At 49.4% G+C, this 17,491-nt stretch carries 14 protein-coding genes; 5 read left to right on the plus strand and 9 right to left on the minus strand.

Translation table 11 applies throughout. The annotated features are described in order from the left end of the window. Window positions 1-34 precede the first annotated feature (34 nt). Entirely contained in the window at window positions 35-592 is a 558-nt protein-coding gene (locus tag LMG33818_RS05055; protein WP_442322280.1) for a DsbA family protein, read from the plus strand. Between the two features lie 134 nt (window positions 593-726). On the opposite strand, the gene LMG33818_RS05060 is transcribed toward LMG33818_RS05055, so the two are convergent. The 3 genes from LMG33818_RS05060 to hexR form a co-directional block, all read right to left on the minus strand. Next, entirely contained in the window at window positions 727-1,464 is a 738-nt protein-coding gene (locus LMG33818_RS05060) for a glycosyltransferase family 2 protein (RefSeq protein ID WP_442322281.1), read from the minus strand. 354 nt (window positions 1,465-1,818) lie between these two features. Further along, window positions 1,819-3,258, minus strand: coding sequence for a sugar porter family MFS transporter (locus LMG33818_RS05065; RefSeq protein WP_442322282.1), 1,440 nt, complete (start codon window positions 3,256-3,258; stop codon window positions 1,819-1,821). Between the two features lie 439 nt (window positions 3,259-3,697). Continuing rightward, window positions 3,698-4,573, minus strand: a complete 876-nt coding sequence (hexR, locus tag LMG33818_RS05070; protein WP_442322596.1) for a transcriptional regulator HexR — start codon at window positions 4,571-4,573, stop codon at window positions 3,698-3,700. An 894-nt stretch (window positions 4,574-5,467) separates the two neighbouring features. Between hexR and zwf the strand changes: the two genes are divergently transcribed. Then, window positions 5,468-6,943, plus strand: coding sequence for a glucose-6-phosphate dehydrogenase (gene zwf / locus LMG33818_RS05075; RefSeq protein WP_442322283.1), 1,476 nt, complete (start codon window positions 5,468-5,470; stop codon window positions 6,941-6,943). A gap of 3 nt (window positions 6,944-6,946) precedes the next feature. Beyond that, entirely contained in the window at window positions 6,947-7,618 is a 672-nt protein-coding gene (gene pgl, locus LMG33818_RS05080) for a 6-phosphogluconolactonase (RefSeq protein WP_442322284.1), read from the plus strand. A 118-nt stretch (window positions 7,619-7,736) separates the two neighbouring features. Here pgl and LMG33818_RS05085 read toward each other — a convergent pair whose 3' ends face one another. The 4 genes from LMG33818_RS05085 to glk all read right to left on the minus strand — a co-directional run bounded on the left by LMG33818_RS05085 (window position 7,737) and on the right by glk (window position 11,785). Then, window positions 7,737-8,204 (minus strand): hypothetical protein, encoded by a 468-nt coding sequence (locus LMG33818_RS05085; protein ID WP_442322285.1) that lies wholly within the window; start codon window positions 8,202-8,204, stop codon window positions 7,737-7,739. A gap of 626 nt (window positions 8,205-8,830) precedes the next feature. Then, the gene (locus tag LMG33818_RS05090; protein WP_442322286.1) at window positions 8,831-9,727 is read right to left on the minus strand and encodes an aldo/keto reductase; all 897 of its coding nucleotides are present in this window, start codon (window positions 9,725-9,727) and stop codon (window positions 8,831-8,833) included. Between the two features lie 199 nt (window positions 9,728-9,926). Continuing rightward, window positions 9,927-10,820, minus strand: a complete 894-nt coding sequence (locus tag LMG33818_RS05095) for a D-hexose-6-phosphate mutarotase (protein ID WP_442322287.1) — start codon at window positions 10,818-10,820, stop codon at window positions 9,927-9,929. A gap of 5 nt (window positions 10,821-10,825) precedes the next feature. Beyond that, window positions 10,826-11,785, minus strand: coding sequence for a glucokinase (glk, locus tag LMG33818_RS05100; RefSeq protein WP_442322288.1), 960 nt, complete (start codon window positions 11,783-11,785; stop codon window positions 10,826-10,828). A gap of 884 nt (window positions 11,786-12,669) precedes the next feature. Between glk and gap the strand changes: the two genes are divergently transcribed. Further along, on the plus strand, window positions 12,670-13,671 hold the full coding sequence (gene gap / locus LMG33818_RS05105) for a type I glyceraldehyde-3-phosphate dehydrogenase (protein ID WP_442322289.1): 1,002 nt from the start codon (window positions 12,670-12,672) through the stop codon (window positions 13,669-13,671). Window positions 13,672-13,972: 301 nt separating this feature from the next. Further along, entirely contained in the window at window positions 13,973-14,914 is a 942-nt protein-coding gene (locus LMG33818_RS05110) for a carbohydrate kinase family protein (protein ID WP_442322290.1), read from the plus strand. A 136-nt stretch (window positions 14,915-15,050) separates the two neighbouring features. On the opposite strand, the gene kefC is transcribed toward LMG33818_RS05110, so the two are convergent. After that, the gene (gene kefC / locus LMG33818_RS05115) at window positions 15,051-16,919 is read right to left on the minus strand and encodes a glutathione-regulated potassium-efflux system protein KefC (protein ID WP_442322291.1); all 1,869 of its coding nucleotides are present in this window, start codon (window positions 16,917-16,919) and stop codon (window positions 15,051-15,053) included. After that, window positions 16,916-17,443 carry a glutathione-regulated potassium-efflux system oxidoreductase KefF gene (gene kefF, locus LMG33818_RS05120; protein WP_442322292.1) on the minus strand — a complete coding sequence of 176 codons (528 nt, stop codon included), beginning with the start codon at window positions 17,441-17,443 and terminating at the stop codon, window positions 16,916-16,918. The genes kefC and kefF overlap by 4 nt, the downstream gene beginning before the upstream one ends. Window positions 17,444-17,491 lie beyond the last annotated feature (48 nt).

Raw genomic sequence — 17,491 nt, forward strand, 5'->3', positions numbered from 1 at the left:
TGAAATCAGTTTTCTGTGTGACAGGAGAGGAATAATGTCAGGCGATTTTTATGCAGAACCTTTGATATGGGGGCACGGGGATCAGGTTTTTGAGGTGTTTTTGGAACCAACCTGCCCATTTTCCGTGAAAGCGTTACGCAAATTGATGCCATTTCTGGAACGCGTAGGGGAAAACAATATTCGTGTTCGCATTTGGCTGCAATCACAGCCATGGCATATGTTCTCTCCCGTTATCTGTCGCGCAGTGCTGGCTGCCAGCACAATGCATGATGGTCGTGAAAAAGCCTTGCGTGTATTGAATGCTGTGGCAGATCATCGTGAAGAGTTCGAATTCGAGCATCACGCCACCGGACCAAATCGTGATGCAACGCCTAACGATATACTGGCACGGATTGTCGAGTACAGCGGTATTGATGTGCTGAAAGCTTTTGATGCACAGGCGCTTGAGCAGGTCATCAAGAAACATTCCAAATATAGCCGCCAAAATGGTATCCATGTGTCACCAACCTTTATGGTTAACGGCTTGATTGATCCTTCTCTCGGCAGTGGCGACGACATCGAAACATGGGCTGAGCGCTTTACACAGCAATAACACTACCGCGAATTTGCTACCTATTGCCTTTCAGGACACCAGGAAAGAGCCTCTCGTTCGAGAGGCTCTTTTGGTAGGTATCAAAGTACCAGGGAGTCCGGAAGGGTGTGCAAGTGTGTCCTTTGAAATCGGAACTATTCGGCCAATCGTTTTCGATTATTCGATTGCCGTTTCAATAACCATGGTAAACGAAGTGACATTCCTATCATGGTTTGAATATGCATCTTTAACATGGCTGGATATTCGGCTACGCCCATGTCATTTTCGGAGGCTTTCAGGGGTGCGATAACGTAGGGGGCCGTTGGAAGCCCCTTCCAACTCCAGCGGATCAAGAGCTCAGTATCAAATTCATATCCACGCCCGCAAGGAAAGTGCGTTAGAAGAGCATTGACGGTGCGAATCGGATAGAGACGCAACCCCTTCTGTATGTAACGCATCGCGGGGGAAAAGGCGGTAGAGGCCGTTAGGCGATGTCCCAACGTGATATCTTTACCATTGTTATCTGGACTCGCTGAATAATAAAGCACATCCGGCGATTGTGCGCCGAGCTCCAGTAGTCCCTGAATATCATCTTCCGAATAGTAAGTGTCAATCTCATGCAGCAAAACGTGGCTGTATCCAAGGCGCTGAGCTTCATCCAACCCCGTACGCGTTGCCGTGCCTTTTCCTGTTTTCTGAAGAAGGCGAACCAACTCTACTTCATATTGATTGACGATTTTTTCCAATGACTCCAGATGCTCTGCCTCGCTTCCATCATCAATGACCAATACGGGAAGATTCAGCGGCGCAAGATTTTTCAGTAAATCGGGCAGCCATGCTTCCTGGTTACGATTCACTACAAGTACGCAAGCCTGAATTCCTGTGTTTTTCATTGTTGCTGTCATGTCATGGTTTTCTGAGGTGAGTCAATAATGTTCTCTATTGTATCCGTGATGAACGTGTTCGGCGAGTCATGTGCCTGTCTTTTAAGCAGGAATTCCCTTCAAGGCCGCATTTGACAGTTTATGAAAAGACGGCTTCGTTCATGTATTAATGTCTGTGCTTTTTAAGTGAATTGGAAAAAGCGGACGATGAGGAAGAATAAAAGGGAAGAAAGAGCTTAACGCAGTGAGAGTACAACGCAGCAAGAGCGAAAGAGAGGGGGCAGGCCTCCTCCCGCATGTTAATAGGGAAGAGGCGCTGTCAGGGGGTAACGCCTCGGTAACTGCTTTGAGGCGCTTAATGTGCTATTTGCCAAGTTTACGGAGGGGCACATCCGACATCAGGTTTTTCTCGATATGTTCCAACGACACACCTTTGGTTTCCGGCACGAAATAAATCGTGAAGAAAATAAAGAGGATATTGAGAACGGCGATCATCAAAAAGGTATTCGGGCCACCCATTACATTGAGTAGTGTCAGGAAGAAGGCGGCAATAATCATATTGGCCACCCAGTTTGCCACGGTGGAGCAGGCAATGCCGAAATCGCGCCCCTTGAGTGGTTGGATTTCAGCGCAAAGTGTCCAGATCAACGGACCTGCAGACATCGCAAAACCGGCAATAAACAGCATCAGTGCTGTCATGGCAGAGTACTGAAGGAACGGTGTGTCGGGCCCAATATGCATGATAAAGCTAACTACACCCATCCCGATTGCCATGATCAGGAAGCCGGCATATAGCATGGGTTTCCGCCCCAAACGATCCACAAAACCGATTGCTACAATGGTTGCCAGCATATTGACCAGGCCAACCAGTACCGTACTCCATAATTGCGCGGAGGTATCATGGAAGCCTGAGAGCTCGAAAATACGTGGTGCGTAGAACATCATGACGTTGATACCGGTCAATTGCTGAACTACCTGTAGCGCTATGCCCAGAAAAACAGAACGGCGAAAGTTACGATTACTGAAGAAAAGCCCCCACGATTGTTTGTTGTCCTCATCCTGGACTGCAGAGGTGATCTCTTTCATTTCATAATCAACTTCACCCCGGCTGGCGCGAAGTTTGGAAAGGACAGTGCGTGCCTCCTCGAAACGATCCCGCGAGGCCAGCCAACGAGGGCTGTTGGGGATCATGATGACGCCAACAAAAAGGACTGCTGCCGGAATCATCAGAATGCCAAACATCCAGCGCCAGCTATTGATATAGCTAAAGGCCAGATCGGACGCGAACGCGGCCAGAATACCGGTTGTGACCATCAGCTGGTAGCATGAAATAGTCATGCCACGAATTCGTTCCGGAGTGATTTCAGAGAGGTAAAGAGGGGCGGTAAAGGAGGCAATACCCACCGCCAGCCCCAGTAAAATACGTGCGATAATCAGCACGTCGGTGCTAAAACTAAGCACTGCTATCAATGCCCCTACAAAGAACAGCACTGAGGCTGCAATCAGCGCCAGTTTTCGGCCCAGTACCCGTGATATCCAGCCAGAGCCCAAGGCGCCAATGGCGGCACCAAACATCATCGAGCTGACGATCCATTCTTCTGTACCCTGCGTAATATGGAATTCATTTCTGATCAGCGGTAGGGCGCCTGAGATAACCCCGGTATCCATCCCGAAGAGCAGGCCAGCAACAGCTGCCAACGCAGTGGTCACCCACACCATGGGGACAATGTCAGCATTAGAATATTCCTGCGCTGGCTCCCTGTTTTCGGAGCTGGAGCGTGGGCTAATAGGTGTTACAGCCATCAGTTTACTCCTTGTATTCAATATACAAGCGGTTGCGGTTATCGAAGCCCGTGTGTGCAGGGATGAACATTCCGCGTATGAGGTCGTTCACGTCATTTCAGTGTTACTACACATCCGAGCATAAAAATACAGGCGTTCATTACTCTGGTTTGATTGTGTTCAACCTGTGCAGATTACCCCTTTTTCAGGTGTTGTTGAGAGGTTAACGACTAAAGTTTTAAGGTTGAAAGGTGCGGGAAGTCCCTGAATCCAAAAGGCAAAGTAAGCATCATATCAAAAAGATGTATGGCTCAGGGGGGCAATAGGTGGAAAGGGCAGAATTCTGGAAAGGAAAGGACTATGTATCATGTTAGCTATGTTCTATGAGCAAAAGGGCGGCAACAACTACGCTATGTGGCCGCCCCAACTCTCATTCCATAAACTCTCATTCCATAAAAGCTTATTCCAGTTCATCTTCCGGATGCATATTAGGAGGGTATTTTGTTGGTTTGACGCTGTCCTTGATCTTTTTCAGATGCGGCAGGAAATCTTCACCGCGTCTGAGAGTAATGCCCGTAGCAAGAATATCGATGAGGGCCAGGTGGACAATACGAGACGTCATCGGCATGTAAAGCTCGGTGTCTTCCGATGATTCCACACCCAGAATTTCGGTGCATTCTTCCGCCAGTGGCGAATCTGCTTCGGTGATACCGATCACCACGGCGCCATTGTTACGTGCAATGGCACTGATTTCGACCAGCTCGCGTGTACGTCCTGTGTGGGAGATCACTACAACCACATCGCCAGTCCCCATGGCGGCGGCTGACATACGCTGCATCAACATGTCTTCATAAGCCAATACAGGCATATTGAAACGGAAAAACTTGTGCTGGGCATCAATGATGACCGGAGCTGAGGCTCCCATACCAAAGAAATAGAGCTGTCGTGCCTGCGAGAGGTAATCGACCACACGCTCGACCACTACAGGATCAATCTGGCGTTGGCATTGATCCAGTGCGGCGATGGTAGCCCCAAAAATCTTGCTGGTATAGGCCCCTGAGTTATCGCCACGCTCGACGGACCGAGTGACGTAGGGCGTTCCTCCCGCCAGACTTTGGGCAAGTTTTATCTTGAAGTCAGGATACCCTTTGGCATCGAAATTACGGCAGAAGCGATTGACAGTGGGTTCACTGACACTTGCCGCCTGAGCCAGCGTAGCAATGCTCATTCCGGTTGCAGAGGCCGGGTCTGCAAGGATCACTTCGGCGACCTTACGCTCGGAGCGATTTAGTTCATCTAGCCGTTCTTTGATTTTGCTAAGGAGGTTATGTGCCACCATGTGTTAATGATTCCATCGGTTAAGCCAACGATCGGTCAGTTTATTATGAATCGTATCTTGATGATTCTATTCATCTGTTGGATGCCATAGACGAATACTGCCCTGAAACGTTGCATTATTGGGCCTGCGTTAAAATAGCCCGTACGACTCTAATGGCGCTGATATTGCAATGCGGGCTACGTAATATGGATAAAGATATGTAACATCGTGGTGTACAACATGGGATTTGGCAACATCCATGACACATTTATGACGTTATAATACAGCAAGAGGGAAAATAAGCCGGTTGTCCAACCCCTTCGCCAGCTTGTCTTTCGCCTGTCATGCAAACCCTTTCATGTAAGAGGATACGGCGTCTCTTTCCCGGTTATTGGCTCTTAATGGATGGGTAACTTGTTGATGAACCGGATGGAAGTGAAACGGTGGATACTAACCGGTGCCGTTGTGGTTTATTTCCCATGAAGGCATACCGTGCATACTTTAGTCTCAAAGGCGATTGCCAAGAAATGTGGTAAGTTTACTAAAAGTTGTATTGCCTGATAGGTGATGGCGCTCTAAGGTGGAACCTCAACCTGTGAGATGTTCAGCCAGTATGGTTTGAAATCATGAAAAGCATGATTCGAATGAGTGTTACAGTATTTTGAATTATCCCCCGGGTGGCGTGTGGAATACTGGTGTTACTTGTCCCGAGTGGGATAGTAATCGAGAGAGATAGTAATCCTGTGATAAGTCTATCCACGCAGGTCAGGATGACGCAGAAGGCCATTATATGCATGGTGTCTTATGCCAATTCCCACCAGTACAGCCTCCGCTGAACCCGGGTTCCATAATCCTTATCACGTTGTCACCCGATTGGTTTAAAAAATTGGTGCTTTAAAAGGAGAGCTCGCAATGGCCGTAGAACAGACACCGGCAGTCGATGTCGCTTTATTTGGTGCACTCGGTGATCTGGCCCTGCGCAAGCTCTATGCCGCGATGTATTTTCTTGATCATGGCGGCTTGCTTGCGGAAGAGACCCGTATTCTTGGATTGGCTCGTCAGGACAATGACAATGCAAGCTTCAGTAAGCTTGTTGATGAAGCCCTGCACAAATATGTACCCAAGGAGTCACTGGACAAGGACGTCCTTAAGCGTTTTCTGGGACGCCTCGAATACCTAAAACTGGACTTCGCCGACGAGAAAGGCTATTCCGAAATTGCCAAATGGGGTAAAGGCCATGATCGCCCGCTGGTCGTTTACCTTTCAGTACCGGCCAGCCTTTTTGGTGTGATCTCGGAAAACCTCAAGAAAGCCAAGTGCCTCAATGATGAAAGCCGTGTCATTGTCGAAAAGCCCATCGGCTATGATCTTGAGACTTCCATCGAAACCAACGATGCCATCGGTAGTGTTTTCGCTGAAAGTCAGATTTATCGTATCGACCATTACCTTGGCAAGGAGACCGTTCAAAACCTGTTGGCGCTTCGTTTCGCTAACCCATTGTTCGGTAATCAATGGAATCAGTCCAATATTTCCCATGTGGAAATCACGGTAGCTGAAACAGTCGGTGTTGAAGGTCGTTGGGGATATTATGATCAGGCCGGCCAGGTGCGTGACATGCTTCAGAACCACCTGATGCAGCTGCTTTGCATGATCGCCATGGAACCGCCCACCAGTCTGGATTCCAATAGTATCCGCGATGAAAAGGTAAAAGTGCTCAAGGCATTGCGTCCGATTGAAGGCGAGCGATTGGCTACTGATGTTGTTCGTGGTCAGTACACAGCGGGTGTTGCCAATGGTAAACCTGTACCCGGATATCTGGAGGAAGAGGGTGCCAATGTGGATTCCCACACGGAAACCTTTGTTGCCCTGAAAGCAGAAGTGGCTAACTGGCGTTGGGCAGGTGTTCCTTTCTATTTGCGTACAGGTAAACGGTTACCTGAGAAACTTTCGCAAATCGTCATTCACTTCCGTCAACAGCCACACTATATCTTTGATCCTGATCAACGTGGGCTGGCAAGCAACAAGCTCGTGATTCGTTTGCAGCCTGATGAAGGTATTAACCTGCAGATCCTTACCAAGGATTCCGGTCTCGACAAGGGAATGCGTTTGCGTCCTGGTCCACTTCACCTGGATTTCCATAAGGAATTCCCCAAGGAACGTATTCCGGATGCCTATGAGCGCTTGATTCTAGAGGTAATGAAAGGGCGCCAGTACCTCTTTGTTCGCCGCGATGAAGTCGAATGGTCATGGCGCTGGATTGACAAGCTCATTCAGGGCTGGGAATCACGCGGTCTTCCTCCCGAGCGTTATCCGGCAGGTACTTGGGGGCCGATTTCGTCTATCGCGATGGTAACCCGTGATAACTATTCCTGGTACGAGGATTATTAAGTCATGGCACAGTCACAGTCTCGTGAAGAACTGGCAAGTAGCCTTGCTGAATCCGTAGCGGAGGCGCTCCGCACGGATCTTACCGGGCAGGAACGGGCATTGCTGATCGTTTCTGGCGGTTCAACACCACTTCCCTTTTTTGAAGCATTGTCCAAGCAATCGCTGGAGTGGGATCGGGTTGACGTCACACTGGCCGATGAGCGTTGGGTGGATGAATCAGCTGATGACAGCAATACTCGTCTGGTAAAACGTCATTTGATTCAGAATAACGCGGCCAAGGCGACCTTTATTCCATTGACGACAGGCGACAAAACACCGGAAGAGGGTGTGGAGGCACTGGAAGAGGGCGTGTCCAGGCTAAGTTGGCCTGCCAGCGTCGTTATTCTGGGTATGGGGGGTGATGGTCACACGGCTTCTCTATTCCCTGATAGCCCGCAACTGGATGAAGGGCTGACAACGACTAAACCTCTGTTGGCGGTCCATGCGCCCAGTGTTCCTCAGGCGCGTATTTCCTTTAGTCGACACCAGCTTGCTCAGGCGAAGCGTCACTATATCCATCTGACCGGGGATGAAAAACGTGCCGTATTTTCCAAGGCCTTTGCCGGTGACGATGTTCATGAAGCCCCTATTCGTGCTTTCATGAAACAGCCGTTGGCACTGTACTGGGCGCCCTAAATCAAGACGCTGTGTCGCTAACGTAGTTGTGAAGAAATGTAGTTGTGAAGAAGCGTAGTTGTGAAGGAGCACTCTTTGTAGAGTGCTCCTTTTTTGTATTCGTTCGTTTCAGATTTGGTTATTTTATGACAACAACAGAATTGGCCATTTTTACAATCTGTGATTCCTGTTCTTGTTCAGGGGTATTCGAAGGCATCTTCATTTGAAGAGCATATTGAGCGCCATCCTGCTGCCACCACAGATTGACGGGCGCGCAAGATCCACCACATGTGATCGCCCGAAAATGTGCTGTAATGCCATTCTTTAAAGTAACGGCTCGCGTATTGAATGTATAATCACCCAATTTTGATGATCCGCTAATCATCCCGCTAAACCAGTCATGGTTTTCAAAACGCTGATAAAAATCAATCTCGTACCCGTGTTTTTGATCTACCGTCCCGATACTGGCACTGGTGACCCCTTTGGGAATCTCAGTGGGGATTCGTAACGAAACCGGTGTCTTCCCTTGTAGCTCAGTAATGGGATATTTCAGGAGTGAGGGAATGCGATTTGTATGGGGAGAGGTGTTTGAACATCCTTCTGTCATCAACAAGAGCAAACCTGTAATCAAAAAAAATCCATTACGAGGTAGCGATAAATCCTGCTAAATATTGTCTGTGATGAGGATTGCCGAGATGTTTTATCAATATGCATGAGTCTCATGATAGATGCACTCACCATGGCGGTATCGTGAAAGGAACATTGTAAACACGGATACTCTTCGATGATTATTAATCATTGGTGGGAAAACGCTTTTGTCCATTTCTGGTATGGCAATGGGTGATGATGTCCTTTCCAGCTCGCTTACTCTATATTTTGCTAAAGTGATATAACAATTTTGCCAAAATCATGAATATGGACTATTACTAATAAACCACCTCCAAATGCGGCAGTGAAGTGCGGCATAACGTCGCGAATAGCGAAAAAACGGTGGTATTTGATTGTGGCACTTGTGCGTAATGGTTACTATGCACGCAGTTTTTTAGCGACCTTATTTATTTCTTGCACGGAAATAACGGTCTCTCAAGTCTCTCTCGACAGCCTAGGCTGTTTTTATAACCCGACTCTTTGAGTCGGGTTTTTTTTGGCTGAATTTTGAAGGTGCTAGCAGTGGATGGTAGCGATGGATGATGGGGTAGGCAGCGGTGGTTGAAGCGGGCCGAATAAGCCGAATCAAAGGACGCGATGTGCACGGGCTGATTCCAACAGCGCAAACCAGGCCTCGCGATCCAGGGTAAATGCGCGCTGCGAATCCGCCAGCAACGTTTGTATACGCTTGCTTCTCAGTGTTCCCACCACAGGCAGCGGGCTACCCGGAATACGATTAAGCCATGCCAGTGCTATTCCCCCGGGACTCAGTTGGTGTTCTTCTCCCAATTGGCACAGAAGTTCTTTCACCAGTACACCTTCGAACAGACGTCCACCAAACAGGGGTGAATAGGCCAAACCTTGCATGTTGTCCTGACAACAGGCATCCCAGCGACCGTCAAAAAGGGCGCTGCTACGCGCAATGGAAAGCTCGAATTGATTGGTTGCCAGAGGAATGTTGAGTACTGCCTGCAGGCGTCGCCATTGCGCGGGGAGGTGATTCGACACGCCAATAGCACCTACTTTCCCTGCTTCTACGGCACGCTCGAGCGTTCTTGCTGTTTTTTCAGGATCCAGCAGCGGGTCAGGACGGTGGAGGAGCAAATGATCCAGACGTTCAACGCGTAAGCGCCCAAGGCTGTTGTCAATGGAGCGTGTCAGATAATCGGGTGAGCTATTGTAATGTTTTACCTGAAATGGGGACGGGTCCTGCAGAGCAGGGATGATAGAGGTCTTGGCGACGATACGTACATTGCCTGCAAGCTCTGGCGATAGGGAAAGGGCATCGCCAAATCTTTGTTCATTGCCGCCCATGGCGCCACTTTCACCGTAGATATCAGCATGATCGAACCAGTGAAGACCTTCCTCTACTCGCGAATGAATCCATTTGTTTAATGCTTGCCTATTTCCCAGCGAGTCATTCAGATGCAAATTACGCATGCCCAGGATGAACGGTGAGTCAATCAAGTGGGAGCTAGACACAAAAGGTTTCCTTGAAACGATTAAACATGATGAAAGGCTGTAATAAAGGGTGCGAATCGTTTCAGGTAACGTTTATTCACACCCTTAGCGTACAATAGCTTACACATATGCAGGCATGTATGCTTGTAAGTAATCCACGCGTGTCAGTATAGGCATATTGAACTAGTCCGGAGTGGGGGGGCGTGATACCCCGTGACGTCTATTCGTGCTCAAGCGTAATATGCTGAACCAGTACATGTTGGCCGCCCGGGGCAAGCCATATTGGGTCGAGCTGTGTACAGGCAGCCTCTACGCATAGGAAATGAAATAACTCGTCTTCGGGGATATCACTGGGCGGGTGATTCCCCGGGTGCCAAATAACACTGGAATCGCTCCCTTCCTTGGCAATGCGCAGGTGACGGGTTTCGTCTGAGCGCGGGTCGACAAGTTCGAGTGGACGACTTGAGTGATAAATGCGATCAAGCGCATCGCGAATAGCCAGTTCGCCCATCTGATCGAACGTTCGTCCTTCGTTCAGCTTGTCGACGTAGGTAGTGCCCGCAAGGCCATTGACTTTACAGCTGTGACTATTTCCGACAGAAAAGTAGGTATGTAGCGCTTGAGTGAAGCGTACGGGTGTTTCACCGACGTGCTCAGTGATCAGCTCGATTCTCAGGCGTGTTCTGTTGGCCTGAACAAGCACTCGGGGCGCGAGCTGTTCATCCAGTTTTTCCACCGGTGAAAGATGGAGCTCGATGCCCTCTATACTCTCACCCTCATATTCATTTTCCTGTGCATCAATACGCCACTGGGAAATACGTGCGTATCCATGGGCCGGGCCTTTCCCATCCTCCTTGTCTCCAAACCATGGCCAGCAGAGCGGAATGCCGCCACGAATGGCTTCAGGCGCCGTTTTGGGCGTTGATGTTGTCCAGATCCATCCTGCTTGCCCCTTGGGTGCAAAGTGCAACACCTGTGCACCCTGTAAGGAAACGATGAGTGACCCCCATTCCTGATTGACCAAAAGAATGTTCCGGCCTTCCCACGTTTCCTCACGACTGCCGGAAGTCGTTGCCAGCAGTTCTACCAATGCCTGTGGTGTGGATCTGGTCATGCTCATCATGCCACCTCTTCGTTATAAAGGGCTTCGGCGGACCCCAATAGGCCCGTCCATTTGGCTGTCACTACCCAACTTGCAATCTCTTTGGTGTATTCACCCATACGGCCCTTGTCGGCCAATGCTTCTCTAAAATCACTTTCATCCAGAAGAGGAAGAATACGGGGCAATATGCCGCCTACCAGATAAATCCCTCCGCGCGCTCCAAGCGTTAACGCAATATCCCCTACGGCATGCCCGAGAATATGGCAAAAACAGAGGACCACCTTACGGGGGAGTGCTTCACCGGCCAGGGCTGCCTCAGTGACTTCGGCAGGACTTTCAAGCACGGCGGGAGCCCCTTCAAATTCGGAATGGGCACGGTAAAGATCCAGTAGCCCCTGTCCGCACAGGATGCGTTCTATGGATACCCGACCGTACTGCTTTCTGAACCAGACGAGAAGCTTGTCTTCAAAACTGTCAGTGGGAGCGAAACTGGCGTGTCCACCCTCACCGGCGAGGGGAATCCAGTAGCGCTGGCTGGGTGCCAGTCCCGCAACACCCAGCCCCGTTCCCGGGCCAATGACAAGGCGGGCGCATCCTTCTGCAGAAGTGCCATCTCCTACTTCATGAAGATCGTCAATACCTATATGAGGTAACCCGAGAGCCTGTGCCGTAAAATCATTGATGGCCTTGAAAATTTCAAAATCGAATTCACGAATGATTTCCGACTTGCGTATAACCCAGGGGTTATTGGTCATTTTGATTTCGTCATGGTGAACAGGGGCAGCAAACGCAAGACAGGCATCGCGGGGCATGTCACAGCCGACCTTGGCGATGTAGGCTTTTAATGCATCAGCGAGAGAGTCGTAATCAGCCGTCGGCAGAGTATCGATGTGTTGAAGCTCAAACTCGCCGGGGACGACAAGGGCAAAACGCGCATTGGTTCCGCCAATGTCACCCACTAGCGCTAACTGTGTCATTCGGCTTTCTCCATCTAAGTAACTGAAGCCAGGATGAAATGAAAATTGGCTGTTAGATACCATTTTACCTTAAGGGATCAGTATTGAGGATATGCCAAATGGATAATTTGCCGGTAAATTAGCGACGAATTGGGTAATAAAATTACCGAAAAATCCGCTTTTTTGTGACCGGAATGAGCTCGATTATAGTGTCTTAGACTAAAGATTGAGTGGTAAATGAAAAAAATCCCCCCAAAGTATGCGTAAATTTAGTAACGTCTCGTATCTGCGTAAGCAATGGGCTGAAAGCACGACTCATAAGGCTCTTTTAATGAACGATGTCATTGATTGAGGCATGCGTCGTTTGGAAATTCAGCCGAATGGATAAAATGTACCCATGAAAGCCTGTTGTAATCTGGTGCTCATGGCCGAGTAACGGTACACTTCAGCATCCTTTTTCAAATGTGAAGCCGTTTGTGCATAAAGCCTGGTATAAGGGTAAGGCTTTAAGGCCTAAAGCACGACTTGAAGATACATCTTGAAAACATCGTGCAAACGTGTGTTCGGATGAAAGGGCATTTTCAAGTAGCTATACCAAGTAGCTGTAAAGCAAATTCGATAACGGATTCGCTCGAGCACAAAGGGTTTAAATACAGATTTTGTTGAATAGGAATCTGGTTGGACGCAGGTAGCATGAGTCGATGCGGAATCCTGTGTATAGGCAGTGCTTTTGATCATGCGCGTTGTGATCGAAGGGGCGGCATACAGGGCCGCGTTTTGAGTTTCAGCATTACAAGGCAGTCCGGGAGTCATCTGACGCCTGACTGTTGTCTACATGTATAGCGACAGACATTCGTTTTGTCGCTTTCATGGAATACACTACAGAGACATGTTCTGGAGATATCATGACTTTAAGAGTTGCCATTAACGGTTTTGGTCGTATCGGCCGCAATACACTGCGTGCCCTGTATGAAAATGGCTACCGGGACAAAATCGAGGTGGTGGCCATCAATGACCTGGGTAACCCTGCATTGAATGCACATCTACTCGAATTCGATACCACGCATGGTCACTTTGCATACAAGGTGGAAGAAGCTGGGGATTCGATCAAGGTCGATGGTGATGCAATCAAGATTCTTGCAGAACGTGATCCTGCCAAGCTGCCCTGGAAAGAGTTGAATGTTGATCTGGTCATGGAATGCACCGGCCTTTTCACCAAACGTGCTGATGCTGCCAAGCATCTGGAAGCGGGTGCGAAACGTGTGTTGATCTCTGGCCCCAGCGGTGATGCTGACCTGACATGTGTCTTCGGTGTAAATGATGACAAGCTGACAGCCGAGCATCACATCGTCTCCAATGCATCATGTACCACCAACTGTCTGGCACCTGTTGCCAAGGCGCTGAATGATGCCATTGGTATCGAGACGGGTCTGATGACCACCATCCACTCCTATACCAACGATCAGAACCTGTGTGACGTGTATCACAAGGACATCTATCGTGCGCGTAGTGCTACCCATTCCATGATCCCGACAAAAACAGGGGCTGCTTCGGCGGTCGCGTTGGCGCTGCCTGAATTGAAAGGGCGTCTGGATGGATTCGCGATGCGTGTACCGACGATCAACGTATCCGTTGTGGATCTGACGTTCACTGCTTCACGTGAAACCACCAAGGAAGAAATTCACGATATTATCGACAAGGCTGCTGCTGGCTCCAGCGTTTTGGCGGTGAATGAGCTGCCGCTGGTCTCTGTGGACTTTAACCATAATCCGCACTCGTCCATTTTCGACAAGAACCACACGCGTGTGAGCGGCAATCTTGTGAAGATTCTCTCCTGGTATGATAACGAGTGGGGTTTCTCCAACCGCATGCTGGATAACGCACTCGCCATGCAGAAGTTCCTGTAATTCCCTGTATTGAGCGGGTGTGCTGAACTGACCAGGTTATTAAACGTTTATTTGGTCAGTTTGGCGCTATCGGTGGGGGAGACCATTTCCCCCGCCTGTACGTTTAGGTGATCATGCCATCAGGTTTCTCCGATACGTGCGGCAATACCAAATAAATGTTCGATACGTTGTTGTGTAGGCGTATTGGCGATTTCGTTCAACACATACTCTCCTGGGTGTATGTGGAGTTGATAACCTGAAGGTTCAGCTTCTCTGAAGTGTTAGGGTAGCCAGGATTCCAATTTCGTACTAAGGAAGCACCATGTTTTTGATTTGCGGTGAAGCATTATTCGATTTCTTCACAGATGCCGATTCAGATGATTCTTCATCCCAGTTAGGCTTTCAGGCGGTAGCAGGTGGTTCGCCGTTCAATGTAGCCTTTGGTCTGGCACGACTTCAGCGTAAATCATCCTTCTTCTCCGGGATTTCGACTGATTTTCTGGGTGAACGTCTTGTCCGTGTATTGGACCGTGAAGGGGTGGATCGTCGCCATTTGATTCGAGTGAAGAATGCTTCCACACTCGCGATGGTTCAGCTTTCATCATCCGGCTCACCCAACTATGCCTTTTATTTCAAGGACGGTGCCGACAGCTCAATCGGGCTTACGGACCTTCCGCAACTTGAACATAGCACCAAGGCTATTCATGTGGGGTCCTATTCCCTTGTCGTTGAGCCCACCTCGTCAACCCTGATTAAATTGATCGAGCAGCAGGGTGATAATCGCCTTGTGACATTGGACCCCAATGTACGCCTGAAGATTGAGCCCAGTCTGGAGCTTTGGCGTGAGCGTGTAGACCGTTTCGCACAGCACGCTGATATCATCAAGGTAAGTGAAGAAGATATGGCCTCACTTTATGATGATGAGGAAGGTTCCTCGCAGGCCGCCAAATGGCTTGAAGGGCGTACCTCACTGGTGATTATCACGCGTGGTGAAAATGGCGTCAGCATCTATACCCAAAGCGGAAATGACAAGGTCAAGACCGATCCTGTTGAAGTCGTTGATGCTGTAGGTGCAGGTGATACTTTCCAGGCCGCCATGCTTTGTTGGCTGGATGAGCATGATCTTGCGGATGCCAGGGCGGTGGCTGAAATGACGCCAGAACAGCTGCGCCGGATGGTTACCTTTGCCAATACAGCAGCAGGCATTACCTGTACGCGTCGTGGTCCGGACCTTCCCTACCGTCATGAACTTCCCGAAGGGTAATTAGTGAGCTCGCTATAAAAAACCACCTCCATGAATGAAGGTGGTTTTTTTGTGAGGGTGGGGGATACTACTTCCTGGAAAGACGACATGAAAGCATTCACCGTTGCCCACGCATTCACTTTCATTTCTTCCGTTTCTACTTTCTCGGTAATTCCCCATCCACATAGGCGTTATCCGCTACAGTGACGTCCTCCACAGGTGGTTTTTGCCACTTGTGATGCTCGGTATTCTTGCGGTACTCCATATCCCTGCCCATCATATCGGTCAAGCGTTCAGATGTCCGTTTGAATGCAGCTACACGGCCTTTTGTATCGTCTGCCTCCAGCTGCTCCAGTTCATCCATCATTGAAAGATTATAACGGCGGTACTTGTCTGCACGCTCCTTGGCTTCATAGGGTGGGGTACCCAAGGCTTCCAAGGCCTGGCGGCCAGTTTTCAATGCACTTTCGAATGTTTCCCTTTCAACATCCTGAATACCCAGTTTACGCAGTTGAATGTAATGATCTACATCACGTGCGCGTGACACAATGTGAAGATGAGGGAAGTTCGCTTTGGCCAGTTCAGCCAGTGCATAGTTGGTTGTCGCATCATCAATGGCGTTGATTAGCACACTAGCCTTTGCGGCTCCTGCCGATTCCAGCAGATCCACACGGGTAGCGTCGCCGTAAAAGACCTTGATACCGAAGCGCCTGACCGTATCAATATGGTCAGGGTCATGATCCAGAATAACGAGCTGTTCCCCGGCTGCATGTAATAAACGCCCGGCAATCTGACCATAGCGGCCAAAGCCGGCCACTATGACAGTAGGTTGATCGGTATCCACCGTATCGGGCTGCCTGGGTTGCGTTGAACTGCGTTTGTCCAATCGCCCCAGTACGACCAGCATCAACGGAGTAATGACCATGGAAAGCGCGACGGCCAGGGTGAGGGATTTCGTCCAGCTTCCATCAATGACATGCGCTGCACTGGCATTGCTAAAGACTACAAAAGCAAATTCACTACCTTGCCCTAATAGAACAGCAAACCATTTGCGGTGGTTACGGGTAATACCTAATGGCATACCCAATATCCATAACATGATCATTTTAATGACGGTGAAGCCGAGGGTGAGAAGGAGAACTCGAATGGGATCAGCCATCAGTGCGCCGAGGTCGATCGACATCCCTACGCCAATGAAGAAAAGGCCCAGAAGGAGCCCTTTGAACGGCTCGATATCGCTTTCCAATGCATGACGGTATTCGGAACTTGCCAATAATACGCCCGCCAGAAAGGCGCCCATCGACATGGAGAGCCCTACCTGTTCCAGCAATAAACCAAAGCCGAACACAAGAAACAGGGCTACCGCGCTAAAGATTTCCCTCAGATTCGAACGGGCCACAAAGCGCAGCAAGGGGCGGGATAAATAGCGTCCGATGAAGATAACGAGTGCCAATGCACCGATGACTTCAGCAGCCGAAATCAGGACTTCTGTAAAACTGGTTGATCCTCCGCTGCTGGCGAGCAAAGGGATCATGGCTACCAGAGGAATGGCAGCGATATCCTGCAATAAAAGAATTGCGAAGATACGCTGCCCCATGGGAGTGCTGGTCAAATTGCGTTCTGACATGGCCTGCATACTGATTGCGGTGGAGGAGAGTGCCAATGTCAAACCGATGAGTAGAGCGATCTTCCAGTTCAGGCCAAATAGACAGCAAAGACCCATCAGGGGAATACCACAAAGCACCAGCTGGAAAATACCCCCTCCGAATACTGCTTTTCTCAGTGCCCAAAGTTTACGAGGGTCCAGTTCCAAACCGATGGTGAAAAGCATCAGGAATACGCCTACTTCTGCCATATTCATGATGGTTTGAGCATTTGTCACAATACGCAGACCCCATGGACCTATCAGGCAGCCGGCAATCAGATAGCCGAGTACTGAGCCCAATCCCAATCGAATGGCAATGGGGACAATCAGTGAGGCTGCGCCGAGATAGACAAGCGCTTGAAGCAATGCGTGTTCGCTCATTGGTTGTTCTCTTTCCAGTCGATAATACATTTACGGTATCGGGCAACAGCCTCGTCTATTTCGGCATCAGAAATACCGAAGGTGCCCAATTGGGTGTAAGGCGCATGCCAATGCATGCCGCAATAAAGAGCTGTCGCCTGAAAGGGCTGGTAAAGTGCGTCTATACCCGGAGTGGTACCGGTATCAAAATGGTCTGATTTTCCACCCGTGGTCACCGCCCACATCAGCGTTTTACCCTGCAATGCTGTCCCCCCTTCGCCGTAGGCCCAGCCTTCAGTAAAGACCTGATCTGTCCACTCTCTGACAAGAGAAGGGCAGCTATACCAGCGCATGGGATATTGAAGGATGACAAGATCCGCCTTTTCCAGCGCGTGTTGTTCGGCATCAACATCAATATCGAAATCCGGATAAAGATTGTACAGGGGGCGCACCTCGATATCGTCGATATCACTGATGCCTGCCAACAATCTATTATTGACGATCGAACGAGAGGGGTAAGGGTGACCGTAGACGATGAGTATCATGCAGAAACCTTTTGTTTTATGTCTACGCAACACGTCGTGCCCAACAGC

Origin of the sequence: Cernens ardua, assembly GCF_051251085.1 — a bacterium.
GTDB lineage: Bacteria > Pseudomonadota > Gammaproteobacteria > Pseudomonadales > Halomonadaceae > Cernens > Cernens ardua.

Bases quoted from the DNA above. Each gene is read 5' to 3' on its own strand.
- LMG33818_RS05095 (WP_442322287.1), bottom strand. From the start codon at position 10,820: ATGACCAGATCCACACCACAGGCATTGGTAGAACTGCTGGCAACGACT.
- LMG33818_RS05085 (WP_442322285.1), bottom strand. From the start codon at position 8,204: ATGACAGAAGGATGTTCAAACACCTCTCCCCATACAAATCGCATTCCC.
- kefC (WP_442322291.1), bottom strand. From the start codon at position 16,919: ATGAGCGAACACGCATTGCTTCAAGCGCTTGTCTATCTCGGCGCAGCC.
- kefF (WP_442322292.1), bottom strand. From the start codon at position 17,443: ATGATACTCATCGTCTACGGTCACCCTTACCCCTCTCGTTCGATCGTC.
- LMG33818_RS05060 (WP_442322281.1), bottom strand. From the start codon at position 1,464: ATGAAAAACACAGGAATTCAGGCTTGCGTACTTGTAGTGAATCGTAAC.
- LMG33818_RS05110 (WP_442322290.1), top strand. From the start codon at position 13,973: ATGTTTTTGATTTGCGGTGAAGCATTATTCGATTTCTTCACAGATGCC.
- LMG33818_RS05055 (WP_442322280.1), top strand. From the start codon at position 35: ATGTCAGGCGATTTTTATGCAGAACCTTTGATATGGGGGCACGGGGAT.
- pgl (WP_442322284.1), top strand. From the start codon at position 6,947: ATGGCACAGTCACAGTCTCGTGAAGAACTGGCAAGTAGCCTTGCTGAA.
- zwf (WP_442322283.1), top strand. From the start codon at position 5,468: ATGGCCGTAGAACAGACACCGGCAGTCGATGTCGCTTTATTTGGTGCA.
- gap (WP_442322289.1), top strand. From the start codon at position 12,670: ATGACTTTAAGAGTTGCCATTAACGGTTTTGGTCGTATCGGCCGCAAT.
- LMG33818_RS05065 (WP_442322282.1), bottom strand. From the start codon at position 3,258: ATGGCTGTAACACCTATTAGCCCACGCTCCAGCTCCGAAAACAGGGAG.
- glk (WP_442322288.1), bottom strand. From the start codon at position 11,785: ATGACACAGTTAGCGCTAGTGGGTGACATTGGCGGAACCAATGCGCGT.